A 24,567-nucleotide genomic window follows, 5' to 3' on the forward strand; every position below is an offset into this window, starting at 1 on the left:
TGCAGCCGCAATGGTGTAACGGTCACCAATTACTTTTTATTGATCCGATTCATACCGCACTATGCAAACGAACGCGAAGTATTTAATCGAAAAAATTGAAACAAAGTTTAGTATGGTCAACGTTAGAGACTTAGAAGATCCATGCCCCAAATTAGAGGAACTAACAAAGTGACAACGCTTACAATTAGGATCGCAGATATAATATTAAGTACGCCACCAACCTTTATCATATCCAAGCTTGTAATTTTTCCAGTACCAAACATAATCGCATTTGGTGGGGTTGCCACAGGCAACATAAATGATGCATTCGTAGCGAAGGCACAAGCAACCATTAATACAACAGGGTTAACACCGAGTGCTAAGCCAAGTGAACCGACGATCGGCATGAGTAACGTAGCTGTAGCTGTCGTTGAAGTGATTTCAGTGAGTAGCAGTACTGACAACGTAAGTACAATAATAATAACTAGAAAATGCGTTCCCTCTAGTAATGTAAATTGTATACCGATCCATTTGGCCAATCCAGTGTTCTGAAAAGCAGCTGCAATAGCCAATCCTCCTCCAAAAAGAACTAATATCCCCCAAGGAATCTTAGCTGTGTCTTTCCATTCGAGGATTCTTTCTTGTAAGGAAGAAGCAGGAATAGCGAAGAGTAAGAGTACAGCAACCATAGCAATCATCCCATCGGTAATCTGTATGAACACACTTTCCCAAATGAAAGTTCGCGTAATCCATAAAAAGGCAACAGTAAGGAAGACAAAAAGTACGATCTTCTCTTCGAAATTCATGCGCCCTAGTTTCTTCTTTTCTGATTTAATAATGTCTGAACCGCCTGGTAAGTAGTGAAGCGATGTACGGTATTTTATTTTTGTAATGTACCCCCAAGCGAGGACGATAAAGACTGTGACAAAAGGGATACCAATTGCCATTATTTGACCGAAAGTAATGTCAATTCCGAACATTTGACTTGCTTGACCAGCCATGATTGGATTCGCCGTCCCGCTAATTAATGTTCCAGATCCGGCAATAGTTGCAGCATAACCAATACCGAAAACAATCGACTTCTCGAACTTTTTTAAGTCGTCCAGAGGTTGGTTATGATGTTTGAAAGACTCTGTTGCTTGAGTAATGATCGCAAGACCAATTGGAATCATAAGCATAGCAGCGGCAGTGTTTGAAATCCATAGAGATAAAAAGCCAGTAGCGATCATAAATCCTAAAACGAGTCGGTTAGGGCTCGCACCCACGAAATTAATGATGGTGAGGGCAATTCGTAAGTGCAAATTCCATTTCTCCATTGCCGCTGCAATGAGAAACCCTCCTAAAAAGAGAAAGATGATATCATTTCCATAAGAGGAAACAACGCCATCTGCTTCTAGCGCTCCGAAAAGCGGAAACAAGATCACTGGAAGTAAAGCACTAGCAGGAATGGGGATCGCTTCTGTAATCCACCACGTCGCAACCCACAGTGTGATAGCCAATGTAGCTCTACCTTCAAAGCTTAATTCAGGTGGATGGAACAGAAACAGTGTCACAAGAAAGAGTACAGGACCTAGAAGTAACCCGATAAATTTTGTTTTTGAATACGTACGCACTGGTTTGGGTTCTTTGTCAGTATTTAAAGATGTAGATTTTTCATGATTGTGTTCATCTTTTTCTAATTGAAGATGTTGAGAAAAGTGGAGCATTCTTCTCATAATTAAATGTTGGTCCAAAGTGCATTCCATACTCGGTGAATAACGTTGTAGCTAGACATCAACCTTCTCCTTTCGCTTTGTTGAAAAAGAATCTCCTAACGCAGTTAGGAGATTGGCATGTTTAAGAACTGGCTGTATGCTCATCAATTGCTTCTTTCGCTACCCGAAAACTATCAATGGCTGCAGGTACACCACAATATATGGCGGTTTGTAGCAAAACTTCTTTAATCTCATCTTCTGTAAGCCCGTTTCTTAGCGCCCCACGAACATGAAGTTTCAGTTCATGAGGTCGATTTAAAGCGGTAATCATCGCTAAGTTGATGATGCTTCTTGTTTTTCTTGGTAGACCTTCTCTCCCCCAAACTTCTCCCCAACAATACGAGGTCACGAGTTCTTGTAGATCTTTATTAAAGCTAGTAGCGTTGTTTATGGAATTCTCGACATATTCACTTCCAAGCACTTCTTTACGGATTTTAAGCCCTTTTTCAAATTGTTCATTCATCACTTTTCTCTCCTTCAAATAAGTTTTGTTTTGCTAATTGCTCAAGAAACTTAATGATCTCGGTGTGGTCTTGATTCTCTCCGCCCATTAGATGGGCAGCTTCATAGATCTCAACTAGTGAAGAACCGAGCAGCATCGGCATGTGAACATCATTTGCTAAAGATTTGGCCATTTTTATATCTTTGAGTAAAAGCTTTAAAGAAAAATTTGAATTAAAGGTTCTAGGCAAGATGAAAGTTGGGTACTTGTACGACGTTGAATGGCTTTGCCCAGTACTTTCGTTAATGATTTCTAATGCAGAATTGAGCTCAATACCCATTTTTTTAAGTAAGACCATCGCTTCTGCTGTTGCATACATCGATGAAGCTGATAAATAATTATTAATTGATTTCAAAGCATGTCCAGAACCTGATTGGCCAACCCAGCGAATATTGGTGCCTAAATACTGGAGAATAGGCTCGATCTCATAATAGTCTGTTTCTTCTGCGCCGACCATGACCGTAAGTTCACCACTAATTGCTTTTCTTACACCACCTGAGACTGGTGCGTCTACAAAACGAAGCGTCTCCTTTCGTAAAATTGTCGCGATCTTCTGAGTTTCAACGGGATACGAACTACCCATATCAATAATGATCGATTCTTTACTAAGCGATGTGACGAGTCCGCCGTTTCCGAGAATCACGTCTTTTACAATTTGAGAGTCTGGAAGCATGAGAATGACGATGTTACAGTTCTCACCGATTTCTGTTACAGAACGTGCAACGCCTATTGGTTGATTTAAAAATGGTTCTAATGCTTCGGGGTTTGAATCGAAAACGGTTACATCTAATTGGTGATCTAACAGGCGTTTGACCATCCAGTGACCCATAGCACCAACGCCAATAAAACCAATTCTATTCAACAAAATCACCTCCTTGTATCATAATATGATACAGTGTATCGTTAATTAGGAACAGTTTATACTAGCAAAAGATAGCTGTCAATTACTTGTTTAAGATTTCGGAATTATTGTACTGGGTAATCATTTGAGGTTAAGGGGGATTGTGTTCACATTGCAACTGCAATCATTAAGTTGAAGAGTTTGCAAAGCGGGTGAAATGCCCGCTTTACAAACTTGAACCGAGGATGGAAGAGATCTCTTTGGCAGCATCGCGTATATCTACAGAAGCATTCTTAACAACATCAGGTGTAACTCTAGGGGTTGGAGCTGTTAGCAGAAGGCTACCGACGGGGTGGTTTTCATGATTAAAGATAGGAGAAGCAATTCCTGTTGACCCTTCCAAACGTTCACTAACCGTGCTTGTGACTTTTTCGTTCCGAATGTGCTGAAGTTGCGTTAATATGCTTTCTTTCTCTGTTGATGTAAACTTTTCATCATTTAATATCTCTTCAATAAGATCGTTTTCTAAAAACGCCAAAATCGTTTTTCCACTACCCCCATAAGGGATTGGCTGCATTTCTCCGATAGGAATGATATATTGCAACGGTTTCGGGCCATTCACTTTATCAGCCCAAAAGATTTGTTTTTTATCTTTTCGAAGCATAAGTAAACAAATGGTTTCTTCATACTTTTCAGCTAACGTTTTTAAGAAGGGCTTTGTGATACTTTGCAGAGGGGTTGTATTGGCTACTTTAGCACCTATACGTATCAATTCAGTGCCTATATAGTATTTATTCTTATCCGTTTGGTATTCGACAATCCCGTGATCTTTAAGCTGCAGCAAGATTCGATGAGTAGTAGGCACGGTATAATTCATTGCAGCAGCAAGTTCTCTAACCCCCCAACCTTCGTTAACATCAACAAATGCTTGGATGATTTTTAGAGATTTATCTAATAAGTTGTCTTTTGTTCTGTTTGTCATAGTCCAACCTCCATAAGTAGAGAGTGTTATTCGCTAAATAAGGTCGAGCTCCTTTACAAATCGCACGCGATCTTGTCCGGGCCCGTCATAATTTTTGTGTATATGAATCCCATTTTCCTCTTTACCACGCTCAATCGAAAATCCCATTTTAACATGATAGGCAATCGACGCTTCGTTAACAGGGGAAGTAACAGCGCGAACGATGCTACGCCTTTCTTGTTGCGCGGTAGAGAAAAAGTGCTCGTATAAGTTTTTGCCGATACTTTTCTGACGGTGGTTCGGGTCGACGCCAACGAAATGTATATAAGCTTCATTCGTCCGGGCAGGGGACAAGAAGCCGATAAGAAATCCAAGAATTTCACCGTCCTCATCTGCAATAAAGCTTGTCGGCTGAAAATGGTCAAAGAACAAGCGGGGCACCATATCAGCCATTTGTCTTCCCGCCCACCAGTCATTGATTAGGGGGACGATACGATCATAATCGCTTTCTCTAATGTGACGAATTTTCATAAGTTATTCCTCCTGAGTGGATCTGCACGTATGTCTATTCTAGCATGCTTGGACGATTGACCCGGTTATAGATCTATGAAATAATGAACCTACTACCGGTAGGGAGGGGAGACAATGACAGCAACAGCCATTCGGAACGTCGCGCTTCAGTACCTGGCGGCGTATGATTATGATGCATTTTCAATGAACCAAATTGCTAATGAGGTCGGAATTAAAAAAGCATCGATCTATGCCCATTACCGTAGTAAGGAAGAGATCTTTTATGCGGTCTTAACCGAGGCGCTACACGATGGAAAACAAAAGATTGTGCGTTTTTTTCTTGAACAACGGGATCAACCGTTAGATGAAACGTTGCATGCATTTTTAGATGGTTTGTAAAAGAAAGCGAGGACCACCTACAGTTGAAGTTTTTACTGCGGATGCTGTATTTTCCACCGAGTCACTTAAAGTCTTACGAGTCCTCTCAATATACAGGCGCCTTGCTCGTCTCATTTGAAAAATTACTGGCGCGATATATTCGCGAGAAGAAGCGAACCGATCACTTCCGGCTTTTGCAAAGTGAAGCAGACGTTTCAATTGCCTTTTTGACGGTTGTTGAAGGTTGTTTTATTGAATTATTCTTTGGCGATGTTGGCCGATTTGAACGGAGAGTTCAAGCAATTTTACCATTGTTCTTAAATGGCATGAGAAAGTGAGGAGATGAAAACATGAGCGGGAGGAAAAATTGCACATAAAGGTGTCGTAGCCGTTATTCTTTCTGCGGCATTTTTGTTTACGTTCAGTCAATTTTTATTGATCACAGCATACCCGACAATTATGGAAGAGTATGGGGTTAATGCTACTCAAGTACAATGGCTCACAACGGCGTTTTTGCTTACGACCATCGTGCTCATTCCGATGTCGGGGTATTTATCGAATCGTTTTTCAACGAAAGCACTTGTCGTATTCGCGCTTGGGTGTCTCGCTGCTGGAACCGTCTTGGGAGGGGTATCAGCACAATTTGGGACACTTGTTCTTTCCCGAGTCATTCAAGCCGTCGGCGCGGGCATTATTTTGCCTCTCGTCCAAACAATTTTACTCACGGTATTTCCTTATGAGCGGCGAGGGTTTGCGATGGGTCTACTCGGTGCGGTTATTAATGTTGCGCCGGCCAGTGCACCATCAATTTCAGGCATGATTATTGATGTGTTTGATTGGCGATCCCTTCATTGGGTGATCTTGCCACTCATTATCATCACGCTCGTGGCCGCCGTCTTTACGATGAAAGATGTGATAAAAAAACAAGCGGCGCGATTGGACGTATTGTCCATTATCGTTTCGGCACTAGGTTCTCATTGCTTATTTTAGGAATGAGTAACATCAGTGTGTATGGATTTACGCATTTGCTCGTCGCCGGTCCAATTGTCGCAGGTGCGCTAGCATTAGTCGTGTTCGTAAAAAGACAAATAAACCTTGATATGCCGGTGCTTAATTTGATGTTACTTAAAAATAGCACCTTTCGTTTAGCGATGATTCTTGTCTTTTTAAATATGATGTTGTTACTATCCGCAGAAACGATTCTACCGATGTTTGCTCAAGATGTACTCGGGACAACGGCGTTTCTTTCTGGTTTCATACTCGTTCCAGGAACGATCTTGTTAAGTGTGATAACGATCATATCTGGGAATTTATACGATCGGTATGGAGGAAAGAAGATTTCATTTATTGGTTTTTCATTTACGTTATTGTCTCTCGTTTTGTTGAACACCGTCGGTATGGATAGTTCACCGTATTGGGTAATGTTCCACTTTTGCTTCTTTATGATCGGTTTTGGATTAACGCTTATGCCACTCGTGACGGTAAGCATGAATGCACTGGATGATGAAGATATCCCACATGGTCGGCACTCGTCAATACGGTTCGGCAATTTGGGATGACGTTTGGCATTATTGTGCTATCAACGATCATCAGTGTTACAGCAACAACGATGGACGCCCCGTACGAAGTGGGTACGTATTGGGGAACTTCACTTGCCTTTTTCATGATGGCACTCATTGCCCTTCTAGCACTCGTGCTCACCCGTTTTATTAACGAGAAGAGAGCGTAAATGCATGGACTTTCCAGTTTTGGGAAGTCCTTATGTTATGATATGTAGTAAGAGAAATTGCTACTCTGAATTGCATTTAACAAATATACTTCTCAGACGATCGTGAAAGGAAGTGCCCGTGCCATGAAAAAGAAAATACTTTCGTTTATCTCTATGGGTTATGGGTATTCGACTGCTGTTTTTTATTGATTAGTCAAAAATTGGTGAAGTGTGTCTAATTCGTAAGAAATACGCAGAAAACGTATAGTGAGAGAGGTTATATTCATGGAGAGAATTGTTCGAACGAACCCCCGTCTAATGCATGCACCGGTTGGGAACTACAGTCACGTTACAAGAGTGCCAAAAGGTGCGGGTTTCATTGTAACCGCGGGTCAAATCGGGACAGACATGAACGGGAACGTCCCAGATCAGCTAAATGAGCAAATCAAGAATACATTTGCAAATATGAAACAAGTGCTCAAATCAGAAGGATTGTCGCCAGACAGCGTGATTAAAGTGAACGTGTGGGCAACTGAAGAGATCGATTGGGATTATTTTTATCAGTTGTGGAATGAATGGTTCGCGAATGAATACCCGTCAATGACGATTGCATATATAACCGCACTCGGGCTACCTGAATTAAAAATCGAAATCGAATTATGGTGCGCGGAACTTTAAGTTTTAGGGAAAGAACAGTGAAAAGCTGTTCTTTTTTCATTAAACCATCGTAATTCCTACACTTGCATTATCTAATTCTGCGACTCTAACCTTCGGTAGTTGTTAGTATTTAACAAGCAAATGTCGCGTGGTAGGATTTTTACATTTACGCGCTCCAATTTCTTGAGTGAAGTCCCCGTTATTCTCCACTCTTATTTTGTACTATACAGTAAACTTAAAACTGTCCAAATGATTACAGAAAGGTTCAACTACAAAAGCGTACGACTAAAGTTGCGTATCGAAACCTCCTTTAGATTGAACAAAAAACAGTTTAATTAAATTACAATTTTCATATCCAATTAATCTTGGGGGAGGTGAATTCTTATGAAAATGAATGTTAATGGGATATCAGAATTGGTAGTGGAAGTGGAGTCAATGGACAAGGCTATTAAATTCTGGCATCAAAAGTTAGGTTTTCCAATTGTGGACCAATGGGGATATACCGATGGTGGATCTGCGACCGTCGACAAAAGTAGTCTTTGGGCAACGTGGTTGTATGTTGGAGGTAATACACGCTTAGGCTTATGGCTACCAAGGAAATTCAATGAACAAGAACGAATAGAAAAGCAGAAAGCAATCTCATCCTGGTCAAATTTATATGATGAGGGAGGCGTTCATGTGCATTTCGCATTACATGTTGCCATTGAAAATGTGGAAGAAGTATTGCATGTTCTTCAGACAGAAGATATTGATTATAAAGTAATCGTAGAAGAGATGGACAGTCAGAGAGAATATAGAATTTACTTTAAGGACACAGAAAAGAACATTATTGAATTGTACACAAGAAACATGGTTGAAACGTATAAAGGTGTTGTCATAAAATAATGGGCTTCAATTTATATTCATTTCACTTGATACGTGGGATAATTGCTTGCATTACGTCAAGCTAAACACTGCACAAACAAATAGGTTACTAGTAATGAGGCTGTATACTAAATGTTGAGGTGTAACAGCAACAACGACCCTCGGAAGTTGCCGTTATTCAACACTAAGAAGGGTGGGACTAAAATGGAGGTTTCACGAGCGGACTTAGTTGAAGCAAAACGTCAGATTGACTCGACATTAAACAAGTTAAGAGAAACAGTAAAAACCTTTGAATCTAAAGAAAAACCTGATCAGTATAAATCTCAAATCACTCTAGCCAAACGGCGAATACAAGCCTTTGAAATTTCTGTGTTTCTCATTGAAAGAGAGATGAATGGTTTGAGTGAGTAAAGAGAAACATTCGTTCTTCAAACAGAAGAGTAGAAGATGTGCTAAATGTTCATTAATCGAAAAGTTAACTGTCTTAAGCAAAATATAATATAAAAAAAAGGTCGTTAATCACTCAAGAAATAATCATCTCATTAACAGGTTAAGGTAATGAGGTGATTCAAAACGCTTGCTTACAATTACGCTTTAGTGAAAGGAATAGTCTCATCAACATGCCGAACTAAGCCCCCCTCTCATATTACAAATCATTGTTCTCCTCAGATAATAATTCCTCTTGATTTTACAAACCTTTCTAGACGCGCATCCGTTAACACATTTAGAGTTATATCCACAATTGATGAACCAAATTTAGAGGTCAGTTTTCTCATTTCGTTTACAATCGCTAGAATTGACTCTGTCATTTCTTATTCCGCATAATTCTTTGGGGTGCCTCCGAAAAAAATAATGAAAGCTTTATATCCTTTATAAATGTCCCCTAATTTACTTATTCATAGTAGTCGGCGAGCTTGAATTAACCCAAAGTTAGACATCTCGTGATGTTCTCGTTATCTCGATATGACACTATAGAAATTGGAAGATGGGGAAGGCGATTTTTTGATAGCGTGGCTTCAGTAGTGCTCATTGCAGCAGTAACTAAATTATTTCTTATCATTTACTGCATGTATAACAAAGAGGGTGTGATCGCGTGGAAAAGCTATTTTCGAAGGACATGATTAGAAGAACTATTTATTTCTTTTTACTATCAATCGCAATGATAATCGCTACTTTTCTATGTGTTGCGCTTATCAGTCCTGACTTTGATTCTTTGTTTAACACACTCGAATCATCTTCTACTGATCGTGACTCGAACTCATGGGAGCGCTTTATGGCTTATGTGGTCAATAACAGTGTCTACGTTCCGATGCAAATGCTTATATTTGCATTGATTCCCATTCCGTTTCTTTATGTTATTAATATAGCGATGACTAGTTTTTCTGTCGGGTTAGCGCTGTACTTGCCTATGGCATTTGCCAATGAAGAGCTACTTTTCTCAGATATTCTTATCGGCATCGTTCCTCACTTTATGTTTGAGTTTCTAGGATTTTGTATTGCTGCAGCATTACTCTATAAATTAAATAAATCAATTATTAGATCAATAACCAATTTGTTTAGAAACAAGAAAAAAGAAAACAGTTCGATTCTAGGTAACGTAAAGAATTTCTTTATAGGCTATTTTGTACTCGTATTCCCCGTGTTAATATTTGCGGCTGTAATAGAAGCGTTTATTACTCCGCTATTTTTATAGTGAAAAGTAGCTTATGAGTTAATTTGACATGGCACAATAATTATAAAGTTAGACAATTTTATAAGAGTCATTGAGCATAACAAAACCCCCGATCTCCAGTATCGGAAAGACCAAGGGTTATTGAAATTATTTCACGTGCAGGATATGATTCGTCCCCGTCTAGTTAATTGGTGGATTCTTCTTTTTTCATTTTAGCTACGAAACAATCAAACATGATGCGTGCTGCCATAGAGGTTGTAATATCTTGATGATCATAGAGTGGGTTTACTTCTGCAATATCAAAGGCATCTGTAATTGGATACAAGGCTTCAAGCATTTGAAAGCATTGAACAGGGGTTAACCCCCCGGGTTCGTTAGCGCCGACACCGGGGGCGTAGGCCGGTTCAAGTACGTCCATATCAAATGTGACGTAAATGAGGTCAACTTCTTCCATTGCCGACAAAGCGAACTGAATGGTTTCTTCAATCGGCTGGGTGTGCACTTCAGCGGCCGTCACTTGTTTAATGCCAGAGTTAGCAAGGTAAGAACCATACCATGGATAGTTGTAACTGCGAACGCCGATTTGCACAATATGCTCAGGGTGAATGTGTTCCAGTTCTAATGCTCGTCTCATTTGACTGCTTTGCGAATATTTTCCTTGGATAGGAGAGGAGTCAACAAGATCAAGATGGGCATCAAATTGAACAATCCCTATCTTCTTTCCAGGATGTTGATCATGTAATGCTTTAATGACAGGATAAGAAATTGAGTGGTCTCCACCAAGAATAAAGGGGAAGGATTCAGTTTGTAATATTTCCGTTACTTTTTGCTCTGCATTTTTGAACGTATCTTCTGTGCTGTAGGCAACAATATCTATGTTGCCGAAGTCTTGAATGGGATCTTCTGAGAAGGTATAGACGGTTCGTTTTTCAACATTGTACACTTTATTTTCCTCAATACGATTGGCAAACCATTGAAAAGCTTCGCGAATTTTCTTAGGAGCAAAGCGGGATCCTGGTCGCCCAAGCGATGCCCCTCCATCCCAAGGAAACCCTAAAATTCCAAATGATTGATAACTTTTCATTATGATGCACTCCTTTTTTTAAGTGAATGTAATTGTGTGACGTTATTTCGCGTATAAAAAATATAAAATAAAGCACCAATAATTAGCCAGACCGCAAATAAGATGTACTCAACGGAACCCATCGAGATCGGTGTACCTGGGATGAGCATAGCGAACAGCAGAACACCGGAAAATAGAGAAGCGATGTACGCCATCGTGATGCCGCCAGGCATCTTGTATGGTTTGGCTAGTGAAGGTAGAATCTGTCGCACCCGAACGGCACTAAGTGCCATACAAAACCAAGCGATGAGAAAAGAAATACCACCCATAATGACGAGAGGTAATAAAGCACCGCTCCCAAACAATACGCCTACAAAAGCGATGGCTGCCATCGTCCATAACGTATAGGATGGCGTTTTGTAGCGGCGATGTTGCTTCGCAAAAAACTTAGGTAAATACCCTTCTGCTGCGAAAGAACGAACTAACCGACTGCCTGCCAAAAGAAAGCCATTAAAGGTCGTAATTACACCTAATAAGACTCCGAAGACAACGATTAGCGGAAGCAGCTTTGAACCCGTTTGATATTCTAAAGCATGAATAAGGGTAATGACCCCATTGAGCCCATTTGTTCAGCGGGCATTAAAAAAGAGGATGCAGCGACTATGATGATGTATAGCCCGCCACCTACGATAATGGTGCTAAGTGTGACTTTTCCTAAATTTTTATAATTAATGCCTTGATCTGCTTCATCAATCGTTTTGGAAATGGTATCAAAACCATTCATAAAGAACAGGATGGAAGCAACCGCAAGGACAATGCCGGTTACCCAAGAGTCTTCACTGTTTGTTTGCATCAGTGGAGTCGCATTCTGAGCATCTCCGAAGAAAAATCCACCGACTAAAAAGGCAATAAAGGTAAACAACATGACGAACGTAGCCGTGTTTTGAAAGCGAGCAGAAAGTTTAGCGCCTTTGTAATTGATGTACGTCATTCCTACAATCATGGCGAGGCTAAGAAGAATGTGCGGCAAGTATACCGTTTCTCCAATGATCGTATACAAAGGAATCTGATTTAAAAATGGAAAAACATAAGCAAATAGAATTGGAACAGATATCGCAACCCAAGGTAAGATGATTAGATATCCTAATATAAGGAACCAACCGCATAAAAAGCCTGCAGTCTTTCCTAATGATTGTGCCGTATAAGTAAACTCACCACCAGCAAGTTTTAAACTAGACGTTAATTCAGCGTACACATAGCCAATGGGGATGACGATCGTCATCGTAACGAGTAGTGCAATGATTGCACCAAGGCTACCCGCTGAACTTATCCATTGTGGGACGGAAATAACCCAACCGATTCCAATCATACTCCCAAAAGCAAGACCAAAGAAATCTACATTCGTCATACCCTTTTTCCCCATAGTATTCTTCTCCCTATCCTTCATGTATAAAAATGCACTTTGATTAATTATAATACTTGTAAAATATATTATTATCAATAGGCAATTTCAGAATTGTAGGAAGTAGCAACCCTATTTTATAAACGCAGACAGCTTAATGGAGGAGAGTTACTACATCTGAATGATATCCATGTTAAGGTTTAGGTTTATGAACTTATAGATCAACTTCTCTCTACTGTTATAATCAAATATTCATTTTGTAGGGGGAGGTTCTTCGATCTACTATCAGCAGTTGAGAACATAATCGTCCCTAATAAAGGCGTCTACGATTTAGGAGCTTCAGCGAGAGTTTCAATAGCGGGAATTCCGTTTGTTAAGATAAACGGAATGAAAGGAGAGGAGAATTGATGATGGTGGAGACCACCTTTGTGCAATGCAGAGGATAAGCTTTAGGATTCTTTAGACAAAGGATAGGGTGCTAAAGAAGTAGAGAACTGAATTCGACAATCCGTGTAAGCTCTATTATACTAATGTCAAATTTATAGAATTATCATTGAAAGAAAGCATGAAACCTGGTAATGAAATTGGAGGGATGTTTTCTAATGAACCTGAATGTGTATATTATCGAGGATGATTCGCTTCTCTTGAAAGCTTTAAAGGAAGGGTTGAACCAATGGTCATATGAGGTGAGTCACCCGAGTGATTTTTCTCATGTTATGGAAGACTTCGTCGCCCACAACCCTCAACTCGTCATCATTGATATACAATTGCCAAAGTACGACGGTTTTCACTGGTGCAGGGAGATACGAGCTGTCTCCAAAGTGCCCATTATCTTCCTTTCTTCAAGAGATCACCCGACGGATATGGTGATGGCGATGAATTTAGGAGCGGACGATTATGTTCAAAAACCTTTTCATATGGAAGTACTGCTTGCAAAAATCCAAGCGATTTGTCGACGTACATATACGTATGAAGAAGCATCCTCTGATGTCGTTAAATGGAATGACGCGATTCTCGACTTTAAGAGTGGTGGAATATATAAAGAAGGTAAGAAGGTTGACCTTACCAAAAATGAATTCTTTATTCTTTCGGTTTTAGTAAAAGCGAATAATCAGGTGGTTTCTCGTCATGAATTGATGAAGATGCTATGGGATGATGATCAATATATTAATGACAATACACTAACAGCCAACATCACTAGAGTACGCCAAAAGCTCTTAGCTCTTAATTTAGCTGATGGAATCGTCACAAAGAAAGGACTCGGATATATGGCTGTGACACTTTAGGGGGTCTACCATTGTTTATTCATTATCTTCTGTATAAAAAAAGCTGGATTGGATTACTCGGGTTCCTTCTTATCCTTACGAACACGCTCATCTTGCTTGATATGGGGATTCGAGTAGAACCCAATTCTCTCCTATATTTAAATGTATTGTTTCTGACTGTTTGTTTCGTATTTATATTCTGGAGGTACAAAAAAGAAACCGCATACTATAAACTATTATCTTCTCTTGCAACAGATTTGGGTGAGAATTGGTTTGAGCGTATTCCATATCCAGACAGCCGTTTTCCTGACGGTATCGTGAACAAGCTAATTGAAAAGATCCATGAGCAAAATCAAACATTACGTCATCGAGAAAAATCCAATAATCTTTTGGAATATAATGATCTTGCCTCCTGGATCCATGAAATGAAAACGCCTCTTACTGCGATGAAAATTACGATTGATGCCCATCGTTCGAATGAGCTAGCTCAGCGGCTAAGCTCAAGTTGGTTGAAAATGCACTTACTTCTCGATCAGCAACTCTACATATCACGTTTAGCTACGTTAGAGTCAGATTTGCTTCCAGAAGAGCTGGACGTAAATCTTGTAATAAAAGAAGAAATTCGTGAGTTATCGACTTGGTGTATGGAAAAGAATTTGGCGATTGACGTAAGCAGAAGTGATGCAGCTACGAGTTACACCGACAGAAAGTGGTGTGCATTTGTCATGCGCCAACTGTTAACTAATGCAATTAAATATAGCCCAGACAATGGAACCATAGTTATTACTACCGAAGTAGATCAAAAAAATGCTGTAACTGTTACTTTTAAAGATGAAGGGCCAGGCATACAAGGGCATGACCTCCCACGAATTTTTGATCGAGGTTTCACAGGAGATAATGGGCGTGTGCAACATGCCTCAACCGGTATGGGGCTTTACCTCGCAAACGAAATTAGCAACAAACTACACATCCAACTAAACGTTCGTTCAATCGTTGGCCAAGGTTCATCATTCTCCATGATCTTTAAGCCAGGCAATTCATTTGAACAGACGAGACGAACACTTTTGCAACCGAAATAGCGTAGCAGTCAGGACATGTTGAAAACCTGACTGTTTTTTTAAAGTGACAAAAATATCACATTCACCGTTTATTTATCATGTAAAACCTACGACCTTGTTTCTTAAAAGAATTACACTTTGTATAGAACAACTTGACTGGAGTGTAAGACATGACAAACGAAAGCACACCTAGATCTGTTCTTATTGCTGAGGGAATTCGTAAAACCTATAGTTCGCATCAAAATGCCCAGAACGTGTTAAACGGAATTGATCTTCGCGTGACAGAAGGTGAGTTTATTGGAATTATGGGACCGTCAGGCTCTGGAAAAACAACACTACTTAACACACTTGCCACGATTGATCGAGCAACAGATGGAAAGGTCTTTATTAATGACTACGAAATAACAGCCATGAAGGATCGCAAACTTTCAAACATCCGACGTGAACATCTAGGATTTATTTTTCAAGACTATAATTTACTGGACACGTTAACGGTAAAGGAAAACATTTTGTTGCCTATCTCCTTAACACCAATAACGAACAGTCAAGCTGAGCGCGCATTTCATGACATTGCCACAATGTTGGAGATCGAAGAATTAGCGAATAAGTATCCGTCCGAAATCTCAGGAGGGCAAAAGCAACGAACTTCAGCCGCACGGGCATTAATTCACTCCCCTTCGATCGTTTTTGCGGACGAACCTACTGGCGCATTAGATTCAAAAGCAGCCTCGAATTTATTAGATAATCTATACGAAATTAATCAGTTAAGAAAAGTAACGATCGTGATGGTATCCCACGACCCGTTGGCTTCTAGCTATTGTAGCCGTGTAGTGTTCTTGCACGATGGGCATGTGTACTCTGAATTGTATCGGGGAGATAAAACGAGGGATGCGTTCTTTAAAGACATCCTTGATATGCAGGCAGTGCTCGGAGGAGGTCATGTAAGGTGAGCATTCAGAAGCTCGTCATTCGGAGCGTTCGAAAAAATATAAAAATGTATTACCTATACTTTTTTGCCATGATCTCTTGCATCAGTTTTTACTTTATCTTCTCGACGCTTCAGCATGATGAAACGGTTGTGATGATGGCTAACGCAAGTGTGAACTTTTCTGCAGCCTTTCAAGTAGCAGGTCTACTACTTATTTTCATCTCGGTCGTATTTAGTTCCTATGCCACGAGTATCTTCATTCGAAGGCGCAGCCAGGAGATTGGGTTATATCAGCTGATCGGTTTATCGAAAGGGTGGGTTTCGCGCTTATTAATATTTGAACACATCATCCTGGGTATTGGAGCCCTCGTAATTGGTCTTATTGTTGGGATGTTATTTTCCCGAGTCTTTCTGTTGCTGTTCATGAACCTTATCGGTGTTGACGGAATGTTTGGCTTACCTTTTTCTAGCCAAGCGGTAATTCAGACAATGGTTGTATTTATAGGCCTTATTCTCATTACATCTGTACAAATTATCTTGATCGTATACCGAAGTACGTTGTTGCAATTATTTCATGCCACAAAACGGGCAGATCGTATAAATAAGCGACCGAATATGTTGTCTGCAATCTTAGCGTTAACAGGAATTGGTCTCATCGTTTTTGGATACTTTATCTCAACATTAATGATTGAACATGCTGATTCACTCCTATTTCTAATGCTACTCGTTCTCTCAAGCACCATTTTTGGGACATATCTTATTTTTCACACAACGATTAGCTGGATGTTGTATTTGTTTAGAAGAAAGCAAAGAGGAAACCTTGGTTTATATCATAGTTTATCTGTTGCGTCATTAATGCACAGGCTAAAAGGCCACGCGAACTCGTTAACCTTAATTACCGTTCTTTCGGCGATGACAATTACGATGATTTCCCTCTCCTATTCGTTATATTACTCAACCGAAAATGATGTCAGATTGCGATGCCCTTTGATTTTGCCGTGGAAGATATGCCACAAGAAGCTGGTACGATTTCAAATCGTCTAGAAGAGGAGCAAATCGACTTTCATTATGCAGAGCTTCATGCAATTCGATTTGATGGTACATGGACTTCGAAGGAAAATAATGCAGACGAACGTCAAAGAACATTTCTGCTTTTTTCATCGGAACAACTCGCGCAGGCTGGGGTGGATGTAGAACAACCTGAAGAGGGGGAAGCGATCTATTATAATACTCGAGCGATTATTGAAGGAATGGAGCTTTCATTTCCGAAAGAAGTAAAATTCATAGCAACAAACGACGAAGAAATGCAACTAACTGTCTCTAATTTCAAACTTGAAAACGTGATGAACTACAGATTTTTTGGCGATCAACTCATTGTTTCGGAAGCAACCTTTCAAAGCATAAGGGAAAATATTCAAGTTGGGGAATTCGCAGAGGTGTTGACTTATGAGACGTTTCAGTTGTTAGATGCTGACCAGTCAGATGTCGCTTCTAATATCTTTCTGGGAAATGTAGAAAGTGATTTGTTTATTACTGACTTCCATACTTCGTACGAACAATCCATTCAAACCTTCGGTCTACTCATTTTCATCGCCGGCTTTTTAGGGATTGTGTTTCTCCTCTCTACAGGTAGCATTTTGTACTTTAAACAAATGACAGAAGCTGAACAAGAAAAAGAGCATTACCGGACACTGCGTCAACTCGGATTTCAAGTGAACGATATTATGAAAGGAATTATCCGTAAGCAGCTTTTTGTTTACATCATTCCTCTAGCAATTGGGTTATTACACGCTGCTTTTGCTTTAAACGTAGGTTCTGTTCTAATTGTCGCAAGCATGCTTACCCCAATTATTATGAGTATGGCAGCTTATATTACGATCTATTTGATGTTCACCATCTTGACCATTCGTTATTACAGAAGCATCGTTCGAAAAGCTTTATAGAAAGGAAAAATAGTTATGAAAAAAAGATGTTCATCTTTAGTCTTATTTCACTTGTTTTTATCGCTAGTGCCTACCTAATCTTTCGCGAAACAGTGGATCGTTATAATCCTCTAATAGAAGCAGAATACGTCTACGTCGAGATCCAAGGCGAGCCCGAAGAAGATAATGGAAGATATAAATACTCAATGCAAGGGGTTACTGAGGGCAACGAGACAAAAAGAGTTGTATTTACGACGAGCACTCCACTTGATCACGGCACGTATGTAAGAGTACTTGCTAAAGGTACGTTTGCAGAAGAATATGAGTTTATTAAAGAAGAACATATGCCTGTACATTGAGGGGAATCCAACAGTGGTACAAGTAGTTTAGGGAACAATAAAAACCTTTGATTTTCAGTGCCGGGAACATCAAGGGTTTTTGAAACCGTCGTATAGGAAAACGCGTAAACGCAACAAGTGCGACTTTTTTAAAGGTAGCTACTCATAAAAACTAATTGCATTATTATTAATATCAACGACTGTAAAATCTGTTTCTCCCCAAGGCTGCGCTATTAAATGACCGTTAGGATGGATAATGTTCTTTTCTTTATAGTCGTCATAAAACTTAGCAACGTCTTTAACCCGAATACGACAACTTTGTGCAATCAATTGTGATACGCCATCTGTTGTAAACCACTTAAAAATGTGCAGCTCTACTTTGTCATAGGTTAAAATCGCATACTCCTCATCACTGTATATGAGTGTAAACCCCAATTGATACTCATAGAAAGTAATACTTGATGTGATGTTATGAACCGGTAGTTTTGGAATTGCATGTATCATTTTCAAATAGATCATCCATCCTTTGAAGGAGCTTTCTAAAATTTAAGAAAGCCCCTCCCTTAATGTATTACCGACTCAAGGTCAGATATGATTGGTGGGATATTCGAATTCAAACCATCATAACTTCGCACAACTTGGCCTTCGTCGTTAATTAAGAAGAAGTTGGTCGTATGAATAATATCGGGATCTGCTGGATCGTTTAATACAGTAGAGTGAAAAGATTCTTCAACAAACTGTTCAATCTCATTAGGGTCGTACCCGGTTAAGAAGTCCCAGTTTGAGAAATCTACATTGTACTGCTCCCCGTATGTTTGCAAGACGTCAGGGGTATCGGTGGCTGGGTCGACAGTAAAAGAGACAAAGGATAATGCGAGTCCTTGTTCCTCAGATGCTTCTTGGATTTCAGCCATATTTGGCGTCATCATGTTGCAGATCGTCGGACAGTCGGTGAATGTCATCGTCGCTAACCAGTATGAGCCGTGAAAATCTTCGTCAGTAACAGCGTCTTCGTCTTGGTTCACAAAAGAAAACGATGAAACGTACAAGGATTGTTCGCTTAGATCGCGAGCAACCTCAGCCGTTGTCTCGTTCGAAGGCGTGAAAAATGACGCGCACCCCCCCAGTATGAGACCTACAAGTAGAGGGAGAGCATAGGTGAAAGACTTTTTCATGTGTTTTCACTCCCTTTCTCGTTGTCCTCGTCTACATATTCTGGGAGTTCGATTTGAACGACGGTCCCGACGCCTAAGCGCGAAGATACGGTAAATGTCCCTCCGTGTTTCTTAACAATCTCATCTACAATTGCGAGTCCAACCCCACTACCCCCATCTGATCTTGAGCGGGCACTGTTGACCCGGTAAAATCGTTCACTAATATGCTGAACTTTCTCCTCTGGAATTCCAACGCCTTCATCTTGAATGGTGAAGAGAAAGCAATTATCAAATGTTTTTAAAGTAACCTGTATGGAGGATGATTCGTTAGAATAGTTTATGGCGTTATCCAAAAGGTTGCGAACGACTTGAGCTAACCTCTGCGTGTCACCATGTATGATGCAACTGTCATCAATGTCCCGATGAATAACAATGCTCTTCTCATCAGCAACTTGTGCAGCTCGATTCAAAAGATCATGAACAATCTGTGCAAAAGCTACCGGTTCAAAGTGGAGCTCATACGTATCACTTTGTAGTTTGGTGAGATCTAATAGGTCATTGGCTAAATGAAGCATCGATTCCGCTTCCTGCCGAATAATAGGAATCCCGTCTTCACTTTTTATTATCCCTTTTTCAATTCCTTCTGCGTACCCTTTAATGTAACCAAGAGGTGAACGTAATTCATGAGATACGTTACCGATAAATTCTGTACGGTTCTTTTCTTCCGACTGAAGTGTGCCCGCGAGATGGTTTAATGATTCACCAAGCTGGTTGATTTCATTGGTTTTGGACGTGGCAGTTATGCGAGCATCATACTCACCATTTGCCATCCGTAGAGCGGCTCTTTCCATTTTCTGAATCGGTGTAATCATTTCTTTTGAGATTAATTTCCCGGTTATAAAAAATAAAATGACGAACATGAAAAGCAAACCTAAGCCTACAGTACGAAGTTCTGATAGAGGTTCGTAAATGCTCGTGAGGGGTTGGGACAGTAAGATCATCCCTGTAAATTGTTCATTTTCTATGAGAGGAACAACGACACCGAGCACTTCTTGGTCGTAGCTTGGGTGCGTACGAATAATTTCGATGGTCTTTCCAGATAGCAATTCGTTCTGCTCATCCGAGGTGAAGAATTCAATCATAAGGTTGTCTCTGCTGTCGGGTTCGAGTAGAGGGTGCTCTTGATCAAAGTAGAACACATCGGCACCAGAGCTTTGGTCGGTCCATTGCACACGCCATAAAAAGGAACTCTCTGAGTCGTATCCATAATAGATGGATGCAAGTTCTTCTCCCGACTCAGTCAGTGATTGAATGTGTTCGTCGACATATAGCCGTTCATATAAATACGAGGCGACGTATACGCTGAGTAGCGCTAACAGAAGGAATACAGCAATGAGCGTTATCCAGATGCGTGTTCGCAATGAGTGGTGGCGTTTATTCATGTTTCCTTTTGAAATTTGTAACCCACTCCCCAAACGGTCTGTATTAAATGTTTCGCGGATTTTAGTTTTATTCGTAATGTTTTTATGTGTGTATCTACTGTTCGCAAATTCCCCTCTGTCATATCCTTATCCCAAAGCAACTCGTGAAGGTGGTCTCGAGAAAATACTTGCGCAGGGTGTTCGGCAAGAAATACTAACAGGTCAAATTCTTTCTTTGACAAGGAAATATGCGCTGTGTCATTCGTAACGGTTCGTGATTCGACATTGATAACAAGGTTGCCCACTTTAATGAGCGTCCGCTCGTTTCGATGACCTAAGCGTCGAAGGACTGCGTGAATTCTAGCTACGAGTTCGTCTAGGCCAAACGGTTTGACAATATAGTCATCAGCACCTAATTGAAGCCCCCGTACTCGTTCTTCTTGTTCCCCACGAGCGGTAAGCATAATGATCGGAATGTCCGATCGGTGTCTAACTTCTTGGCACAGTTCAAAGCCGTCCATACCCGGCATCATTACATCCATAATGACAAGATGGATCGACGACGTGCGAAGTTTTTTAAGGGCAGCCAAACCATTCGTTGCACGTTCGACGTTGTATCCGTTTGATATTAATACTGAAGTTACGAGGTTTAATAATGGCTCCTCATCGTCTACGACGAGAATCGTCTTTCGTTCACTCATGGTAGCCTCCTTCTCATTTCAACTGCATTATAGCTAATTTTTCACTAGATTGTACAACGTGATGAGTTAGTAAATGTTTCTACTTGTAGTGTAGGCACGATTTGTGAAGAAATTGTGTGGCATAAAAGCCAGAATTGAAGATTTCACATAGACTTCACAACGCTTATTTAGGATGGATATACATACGGTAGCGGGCTTTGTGGAAGTCACACGCTGTCAAAACCGTTAGGCACTACATCGCAGAACAACGAACAATCTTTACAAAAGTGGTAGTTGAGGGGAGCGTACCGATGGCAAAAAAATCAAAACAGATGAATGTGCAAGTAATATGGCGCTGGCATTTATATGCAGGTCTACTATTGGTTCCTTTTTTGCTCGTACTAGCGATTACAGGGGGAATTTATCTTTTTAAATGGGATATTGAAGCTGCAATCTATGCTGATTATTACGAAGTAGAAGCGTCTGGAGAGACGCTACCACCTGAGGAGCAAGTAGAAATTGCAGCGGATGAACACGGCGGCGAAGTGGTTAGATATCGGCCTGGGGAAGATGCCAATCGCTCTGCTGAAGTAGGAATTGTTGATGAAGCGGGTGAGTCGTTAACGGTGTTTGTCAATCCTTATACGGGGTCGATTCTCGGTACGTTGCAAGATCGCGATCGTGTGATGGATCGGTTGGCTGACTTACATAGTGAACTTATGGCAGGGACAACCGGGGATCGAATTGTCGAGCTCGTCGCTTGTTGGACAATTATTATGATTGTGAGTGGCCTGTACTTATGGTTTCCTCGTAAAAAAAATAAAGTTCAAGGAGTGATCGTTCCCCGCTTTAGAAAAGGTAAACGCACACTCATTCGTGATTTTCACGCGGTGCCAGCATTTTGGCTTTCCGGAGGCATGATTTTCTTACTCGTCACTGGCTTATTGTGGACCGGCTTTTGGGGAAATGGGGTTCAACAACTAGTGACGAGCACAGGTGCAGGGTATCCACCTTCAATATGGGTTGGTTCTGCTCCCGAATCTGAAGTCATATCTGAAGATGTAGCTGATGTGAGTTGGGCTGCAGAAAATCTGCCTGTACCAGAATCACAATATATTGCAGGATTTGAACAAGTATCCATTACCGAAGTGACGAGGGTGGCAAAACAGCTCGATATTCATCCGACATACGATATCTTATATCCAAGTGGACAAGAAGGAGTTTTCACACTTTCTGTCTTCCCGCATCGAGCTCAAGATGAAGCAACCGTTCATATCGATCAATATAACGGCGCGGTTTTGGCCGATTACCGATACGATGATTATGGAACGATAGGTAAAGCGATGGCGCTTGGCATTACGATTCATAAAGGATTACAATTTGGGTTTTGGAATCAGATAGCCGGACTGCTCGTTTGCGTAGGGATGGTGGTCATGATTTTAAGTGGTTTTTGGCTATGGAAACGCAGGAAGCCAACGACCCATTCTGGTGCACCGAGATCAATCCGAATTACCGAAGCGAGAGGGATATTGACGATTCTCCTCATCTTTGCCGTCATCTTCCCACTTGTTGGTTTGTCTCTTGTCGTCGTTTATCTCATTGATCGCTACATTATTCGAAAGAGCAAAAGGTTAAGAACATGGCTCAATGTTCAAGAGGAGGAACACCATGCGTAGAGGAATGATCGTGGGCTTCCTACTGGTAATGTTGTCGGGTTGTTCAATGATGGAATGGTTCGTGGACGCCAACAATCATGATGACTACAATGACAGGGACAGACTCGTTGTAGATATGATGACAAATGAGATTGTCACCGCAAACGAACAGCAACGGCTCTCTGTTCAAGTGACAGCAGACTACATTCCTGTCGTTGATGCAGAACATGTCGGTATCCGCATTTGGCCGGTGTTAGCAGGGGAAGAAGAAGCAGATGAGTACGAGCTCTTCCACCATACGATGGGCGTGTATGAAACAGAAGTAGAAGTCTCTCGGGAGGGTCTCTATTACGCGGAGGCTGTCGTAGAAATCGATGACCAAAAGCTACGACCGAAAAAATACTTTGCCGTTGGCAGGCTCTATCAAGAGGAAGTACTTTTGTTAATGGAAAATGGATCAGAGAAATTGGGAGATAAAGATCATGGAGCTCATCACTAGATAAAAAATTTAAAAGACAGTTGACAAAATAAATTTTGTCTATATAATAAAAGAAAATTCATAACTAAATATTTCTTATCCAGAGAGGTGGAGGGACTGGCCCTTTGAAACCTCGGCAACAGGCTTACTCTTAAGCACTGTGCCAATTCCTGTAGCATGTATGCTGCAAAGATAAGAAGAGCCTAAACGGGATAAAGACCAACCATCCTCTCTTCTTATTTTTAAGAAGGGAGGATTTTTCGTTTCCAAAAGGATACGATTGAAGAGATTTTTATCGTTAAAACTAAGTAAATTTATATGTTAACTAAGAATTTGTCGTTAGAGGGGAATGTAGATGATTACATTTGAAGACGTATCGAAAACATACGAAACAAAAACTGGTGCGATACATGCATTGAAAAACGTGAATGTCACGATTGATAAAGGAGAGATTCACGGTGTTATCGGCTTGAGTGGGGCAGGGAAAAGCACGCTCATTCGTTGTGTGAACCTCATTGAGCGTCCAACATCGGGGCGCGTGCTCGTGGATGATATTGACTTGAGTCAGAAAGCGGGGAAAGAACTTCAAAACCAAAAACAAAACATTGGCATGATCTTTCAACATTTTAACTTGTTGCAATCCCGAACGGTGTTTCAAAACATTGCGATGCCGCTAACCTTACAAAAGAAGTCGAACAAGGAAATAACGGAGCGTGTGGAAGAGTTGCTCCAGTTTGTTGGTTTGGATCATCATAAACATCATTATCCAGAACAGTTATCAGGTGGACAAAAGCAACGGGTGGGTATTGCTCGTGCGCTTGCTTCTAACCCATCAATTCTGTTGTGTGATGAAGCGACATCCGCACTCGACCCGGAGACGACGAATTCGATTTTGCAGCTCATTAAAGAAATTAATAAACAATATCAAATTACTGTGCTACTCATCACGCATGAAATGTCGGTCATTCAACAAATTTGTGATCGGGTGTCGGTCATGGACGATGGCGAGGTTGTTGAGAGTGGTTCTGTTATCGATGTATTCTCTAAACCGCAAGAAGAAACGACGAAGAAGTTTGTAAAGTCAGTATTTCAAGCCGATATCCCGAGGCGCGTTATGGAAGCTGTGAAGACACAAGATGAGCATTCAAAAGTGATTCAGATTGAGTTTATTGGCTCGTCATCGAGTGAACCGATTTTATCGCAAATGGTCAAGAAGTTCGGAGTTGATGTGAATGTACTGTACGGCAATATTACCGAAATACAACAAGTGCCTTTTGGACATCTCGTCATTCAAATCCAAGGAGAAGAACAAGCGATCGAGCAGGCGATTGATTTTGTATACGAAAACGACCTTTCCCTAAAGGAGGTGGCATAAAT

28 protein-coding genes, 1 pseudogene and 1 riboswitch are annotated in these 24,567 nt (G+C 40.7%); of the genes and pseudogenes, 18 read left to right on the forward strand and 11 right to left on the reverse strand.

Annotated elements, in window-relative coordinates; translation table 11 throughout:
• Positions 1-122 precede the first annotated feature (122 nt).
• From JCM19039_RS01970 to JCM19039_RS01990, 5 genes are all read right to left on the reverse strand, one after another.
• Positions 123-1,712 (reverse strand): DASS family sodium-coupled anion symporter, encoded by a 1,590-nt coding sequence (locus JCM19039_RS01970; protein ID WP_238544890.1) that lies wholly within the window; start codon positions 1,710-1,712, stop codon positions 123-125.
• 103 nt (positions 1,713-1,815) lie between these two features.
• Positions 1,816-2,196: a carboxymuconolactone decarboxylase family protein gene (locus tag JCM19039_RS01975; protein WP_238544691.1), complete on the reverse strand. Its 381-nt coding sequence runs from the start codon at positions 2,194-2,196 to the stop codon at positions 1,816-1,818.
• Entirely contained in the window at positions 2,189-3,097 is a 909-nt protein-coding gene (locus JCM19039_RS01980) for an NAD(P)-dependent oxidoreductase (RefSeq protein WP_052398431.1), read from the reverse strand. Before JCM19039_RS01980 ends, JCM19039_RS01975 begins: the two co-directional genes overlap by 8 nt.
• A 205-nt stretch (positions 3,098-3,302) precedes the next feature.
• Entirely contained in the window at positions 3,303-4,058 is a 756-nt protein-coding gene (locus JCM19039_RS01985; RefSeq protein WP_042423303.1) for an IclR family transcriptional regulator, read from the reverse strand.
• A 33-nt stretch (positions 4,059-4,091) separates the two neighbouring features.
• A complete protein-coding gene (locus tag JCM19039_RS01990; protein ID WP_042423306.1) occupies positions 4,092-4,568 on the reverse strand; it encodes a GNAT family N-acetyltransferase in 477 nt (158 codons plus the stop codon).
• Positions 4,569-4,682: 114 nt separating this feature from the next.
• Here JCM19039_RS01990 and JCM19039_RS01995 point away from each other — a divergent pair, with 114 nt between their 5' ends.
• From JCM19039_RS01995 to JCM19039_RS02025, 9 genes are all read left to right on the forward strand, one after another.
• Positions 4,683-4,946 carry a TetR/AcrR family transcriptional regulator gene (locus JCM19039_RS01995; protein ID WP_042423309.1) on the forward strand — a complete coding sequence of 88 codons (264 nt, stop codon included), beginning with the start codon at positions 4,683-4,685 and terminating at the stop codon, positions 4,944-4,946.
• 23 nt (positions 4,947-4,969) lie between these two features.
• Positions 4,970-5,263: a hypothetical protein gene (locus tag JCM19039_RS02000; protein ID WP_152550049.1), complete on the forward strand. Its 294-nt coding sequence runs from the start codon at positions 4,970-4,972 to the stop codon at positions 5,261-5,263.
• 97 nt (positions 5,264-5,360) lie between these two features.
• A complete protein-coding gene (locus JCM19039_RS24985; RefSeq protein ID WP_238544898.1) occupies positions 5,361-5,915 on the forward strand; it encodes an MFS transporter in 555 nt (184 codons plus the stop codon).
• 17 nt (positions 5,916-5,932) lie between these two features.
• Positions 5,933-6,484 carry an MFS transporter gene (locus tag JCM19039_RS24990; protein ID WP_238544891.1) on the forward strand — a complete coding sequence of 184 codons (552 nt, stop codon included), beginning with the start codon at positions 5,933-5,935 and terminating at the stop codon, positions 6,482-6,484.
• On the forward strand, positions 6,481-6,654 hold the full coding sequence (locus JCM19039_RS24995) for a hypothetical protein (protein WP_238544892.1): 174 nt from the start codon (positions 6,481-6,483) through the stop codon (positions 6,652-6,654). The genes JCM19039_RS24990 and JCM19039_RS24995 overlap by 4 nt, the downstream gene beginning before the upstream one ends.
• A gap of 264 nt (positions 6,655-6,918) precedes the next feature.
• On the forward strand, positions 6,919-7,311 hold the full coding sequence (locus JCM19039_RS02010; RefSeq protein WP_042423315.1) for a RidA family protein: 393 nt from the start codon (positions 6,919-6,921) through the stop codon (positions 7,309-7,311).
• A gap of 363 nt (positions 7,312-7,674) precedes the next feature.
• Positions 7,675-8,175: a VOC family protein gene (locus JCM19039_RS02015; protein ID WP_052398432.1), complete on the forward strand. Its 501-nt coding sequence runs from the start codon at positions 7,675-7,677 to the stop codon at positions 8,173-8,175.
• Between the two features lie 183 nt (positions 8,176-8,358).
• Positions 8,359-8,565, forward strand: a complete 207-nt coding sequence (locus JCM19039_RS02020) for a hypothetical protein (protein WP_042423318.1) — start codon at positions 8,359-8,361, stop codon at positions 8,563-8,565.
• 682 nt (positions 8,566-9,247) lie between these two features.
• Positions 9,248-9,847, forward strand: a complete 600-nt coding sequence (locus JCM19039_RS02025) for a stage II sporulation protein M (RefSeq protein WP_042423321.1) — start codon at positions 9,248-9,250, stop codon at positions 9,845-9,847.
• 163 nt (positions 9,848-10,010) lie between these two features.
• On the opposite strand, the gene JCM19039_RS02030 is transcribed toward JCM19039_RS02025, so the two are convergent.
• Entirely contained in the window at positions 10,011-10,910 is a 900-nt protein-coding gene (locus tag JCM19039_RS02030; RefSeq protein WP_042423324.1) for an agmatinase family protein, read from the reverse strand.
• A pseudogene (locus JCM19039_RS27675) lies at positions 10,910-12,336 on the reverse strand (APC family permease); the annotation flags it as partial. The pseudogene JCM19039_RS27675 and the gene JCM19039_RS02030, both read right to left, overlap by 1 nt.
• A 557-nt stretch (positions 12,337-12,893) precedes the next feature.
• Here JCM19039_RS27675 and JCM19039_RS02045 point away from each other — a divergent pair.
• The 6 genes from JCM19039_RS02045 to JCM19039_RS02065 all read left to right on the forward strand — a co-directional run bounded on the left by JCM19039_RS02045 (position 12,894) and on the right by JCM19039_RS02065 (position 17,823).
• Positions 12,894-13,577, forward strand: a complete 684-nt coding sequence (locus JCM19039_RS02045; protein ID WP_081834276.1) for a response regulator transcription factor — start codon at positions 12,894-12,896, stop codon at positions 13,575-13,577.
• 11 nt (positions 13,578-13,588) lie between these two features.
• On the forward strand, positions 13,589-14,635 hold the full coding sequence (locus JCM19039_RS02050) for a HAMP domain-containing sensor histidine kinase (protein WP_042423332.1): 1,047 nt from the start codon (positions 13,589-13,591) through the stop codon (positions 14,633-14,635).
• Between the two features lie 149 nt (positions 14,636-14,784).
• A complete protein-coding gene (locus tag JCM19039_RS02055; RefSeq protein WP_042423335.1) occupies positions 14,785-15,564 on the forward strand; it encodes an ABC transporter ATP-binding protein in 780 nt (259 codons plus the stop codon).
• Complete coding sequence (locus JCM19039_RS25005) at positions 15,561-16,586, forward strand: FtsX-like permease family protein (RefSeq protein ID WP_238544893.1); 1,026 nt, start codon at positions 15,561-15,563, stop codon at positions 16,584-16,586. Before JCM19039_RS02055 ends, JCM19039_RS25005 begins: the two co-directional genes overlap by 4 nt.
• Positions 16,523-17,485, forward strand: a complete 963-nt coding sequence (locus tag JCM19039_RS25010; protein WP_238544894.1) for an ABC transporter permease — start codon at positions 16,523-16,525, stop codon at positions 17,483-17,485. Before JCM19039_RS25005 ends, JCM19039_RS25010 begins: the two co-directional genes overlap by 64 nt.
• Positions 17,486-17,511: 26 nt before the next feature.
• The gene (locus tag JCM19039_RS02065; protein WP_042423338.1) at positions 17,512-17,823 is read left to right on the forward strand and encodes a YxeA family protein; all 312 of its coding nucleotides are present in this window, start codon (positions 17,512-17,514) and stop codon (positions 17,821-17,823) included.
• Positions 17,824-17,961: 138 nt separating this feature from the next.
• Here JCM19039_RS02065 and JCM19039_RS02070 read toward each other — a convergent pair whose 3' ends face one another.
• From JCM19039_RS02070 to JCM19039_RS02085, 4 genes are read right to left on the reverse strand one after another with little or no spacing between them, the layout of a single operon-like run.
• Entirely contained in the window at positions 17,962-18,312 is a 351-nt protein-coding gene (locus tag JCM19039_RS02070; protein ID WP_042423340.1) for a bleomycin resistance family protein, read from the reverse strand.
• 53 nt (positions 18,313-18,365) lie between these two features.
• Positions 18,366-18,977: an SCO family protein gene (locus JCM19039_RS02075; protein WP_042423343.1), complete on the reverse strand. Its 612-nt coding sequence runs from the start codon at positions 18,975-18,977 to the stop codon at positions 18,366-18,368.
• The gene (locus tag JCM19039_RS02080) at positions 18,974-20,398 is read right to left on the reverse strand and encodes a cell wall metabolism sensor histidine kinase WalK (RefSeq protein ID WP_042423345.1); all 1,425 of its coding nucleotides are present in this window, start codon (positions 20,396-20,398) and stop codon (positions 18,974-18,976) included. The genes JCM19039_RS02075 and JCM19039_RS02080 overlap by 4 nt, the downstream gene beginning before the upstream one ends.
• Complete coding sequence (locus JCM19039_RS02085; protein WP_042423348.1) at positions 20,395-21,078, reverse strand: response regulator transcription factor; 684 nt, start codon at positions 21,076-21,078, stop codon at positions 20,395-20,397. Before JCM19039_RS02085 ends, JCM19039_RS02080 begins: the two co-directional genes overlap by 4 nt.
• Before the next feature lie 290 nt (positions 21,079-21,368).
• On the opposite strand from JCM19039_RS02085, the gene JCM19039_RS02090 reads away from it, so the two are divergent.
• The 3 genes from JCM19039_RS02090 to JCM19039_RS02100 all read left to right on the forward strand — a co-directional run bounded on the left by JCM19039_RS02090 (position 21,369) and on the right by JCM19039_RS02100 (position 24,565).
• A complete protein-coding gene (locus JCM19039_RS02090) occupies positions 21,369-22,733 on the forward strand; it encodes a PepSY domain-containing protein (protein WP_042423352.1) in 1,365 nt (454 codons plus the stop codon).
• Positions 22,726-23,211, forward strand: coding sequence for a FixH family protein (locus JCM19039_RS02095; RefSeq protein ID WP_042423355.1), 486 nt, complete (start codon positions 22,726-22,728; stop codon positions 23,209-23,211). Before JCM19039_RS02090 ends, JCM19039_RS02095 begins: the two co-directional genes overlap by 8 nt.
• A gap of 72 nt (positions 23,212-23,283) precedes the next feature.
• Positions 23,284-23,389, forward strand: a riboswitch (SAM riboswitch).
• 156 nt (positions 23,390-23,545) lie between these two features.
• Complete coding sequence (locus JCM19039_RS02100) at positions 23,546-24,565, forward strand: methionine ABC transporter ATP-binding protein (protein ID WP_042423358.1); 1,020 nt, start codon at positions 23,546-23,548, stop codon at positions 24,563-24,565.
• Positions 24,566-24,567 lie beyond the last annotated feature (2 nt).

It is taken from the genome of Geomicrobium sp. JCM 19039 (assembly GCF_000698145.1).
Taxonomy (GTDB): domain Bacteria; phylum Bacillota; class Bacilli; order Bacillales; family Marinococcaceae; genus Geomicrobium_A.

Bases quoted from the DNA above. Each gene is read 5' to 3' on its own strand.
- JCM19039_RS02080 (WP_042423345.1), bottom strand. From the start codon at position 20,398: ATGAATAAACGCCACCACTCATTGCGAACACGCATCTGGATAACGCTC.
- JCM19039_RS02055 (WP_042423335.1), top strand. From the start codon at position 14,785: ATGACAAACGAAAGCACACCTAGATCTGTTCTTATTGCTGAGGGAATT.
- JCM19039_RS25010 (WP_238544894.1), top strand. From the start codon at position 16,523: ATGCCCTTTGATTTTGCCGTGGAAGATATGCCACAAGAAGCTGGTACG.
- JCM19039_RS02090 (WP_042423352.1), top strand. From the start codon at position 21,369: ATGGCAAAAAAATCAAAACAGATGAATGTGCAAGTAATATGGCGCTGG.
- JCM19039_RS01985 (WP_042423303.1), bottom strand. From the start codon at position 4,058: ATGACAAACAGAACAAAAGACAACTTATTAGATAAATCTCTAAAAATC.
- JCM19039_RS01975 (WP_238544691.1), bottom strand. From the start codon at position 2,196: ATGAATGAACAATTTGAAAAAGGGCTTAAAATCCGTAAAGAAGTGCTT.
- JCM19039_RS02020 (WP_042423318.1), top strand. From the start codon at position 8,359: ATGGAGGTTTCACGAGCGGACTTAGTTGAAGCAAAACGTCAGATTGAC.
- JCM19039_RS02065 (WP_042423338.1), top strand. From the start codon at position 17,512: ATGTTCATCTTTAGTCTTATTTCACTTGTTTTTATCGCTAGTGCCTAC.
- JCM19039_RS02030 (WP_042423324.1), bottom strand. From the start codon at position 10,910: ATGAAAAGTTATCAATCATTTGGAATTTTAGGGTTTCCTTGGGATGGA.
- JCM19039_RS01995 (WP_042423309.1), top strand. From the start codon at position 4,683: ATGACAGCAACAGCCATTCGGAACGTCGCGCTTCAGTACCTGGCGGCG.
- JCM19039_RS02100 (WP_042423358.1), top strand. From the start codon at position 23,546: ATGATTACATTTGAAGACGTATCGAAAACATACGAAACAAAAACTGGT.
- JCM19039_RS02085 (WP_042423348.1), bottom strand. From the start codon at position 21,078: ATGAGTGAACGAAAGACGATTCTCGTCGTAGACGATGAGGAGCCATTA.
- JCM19039_RS02015 (WP_052398432.1), top strand. From the start codon at position 7,675: ATGAAAATGAATGTTAATGGGATATCAGAATTGGTAGTGGAAGTGGAG.
- JCM19039_RS02010 (WP_042423315.1), top strand. From the start codon at position 6,919: ATGGAGAGAATTGTTCGAACGAACCCCCGTCTAATGCATGCACCGGTT.
- JCM19039_RS24995 (WP_238544892.1), top strand. From the start codon at position 6,481: ATGACGTTTGGCATTATTGTGCTATCAACGATCATCAGTGTTACAGCA.
- JCM19039_RS02095 (WP_042423355.1), top strand. From the start codon at position 22,726: ATGCGTAGAGGAATGATCGTGGGCTTCCTACTGGTAATGTTGTCGGGT.
- JCM19039_RS01990 (WP_042423306.1), bottom strand. From the start codon at position 4,568: ATGAAAATTCGTCACATTAGAGAAAGCGATTATGATCGTATCGTCCCC.
- JCM19039_RS02045 (WP_081834276.1), top strand. From the start codon at position 12,894: ATGAACCTGAATGTGTATATTATCGAGGATGATTCGCTTCTCTTGAAA.
- JCM19039_RS02075 (WP_042423343.1), bottom strand. From the start codon at position 18,977: ATGAAAAAGTCTTTCACCTATGCTCTCCCTCTACTTGTAGGTCTCATA.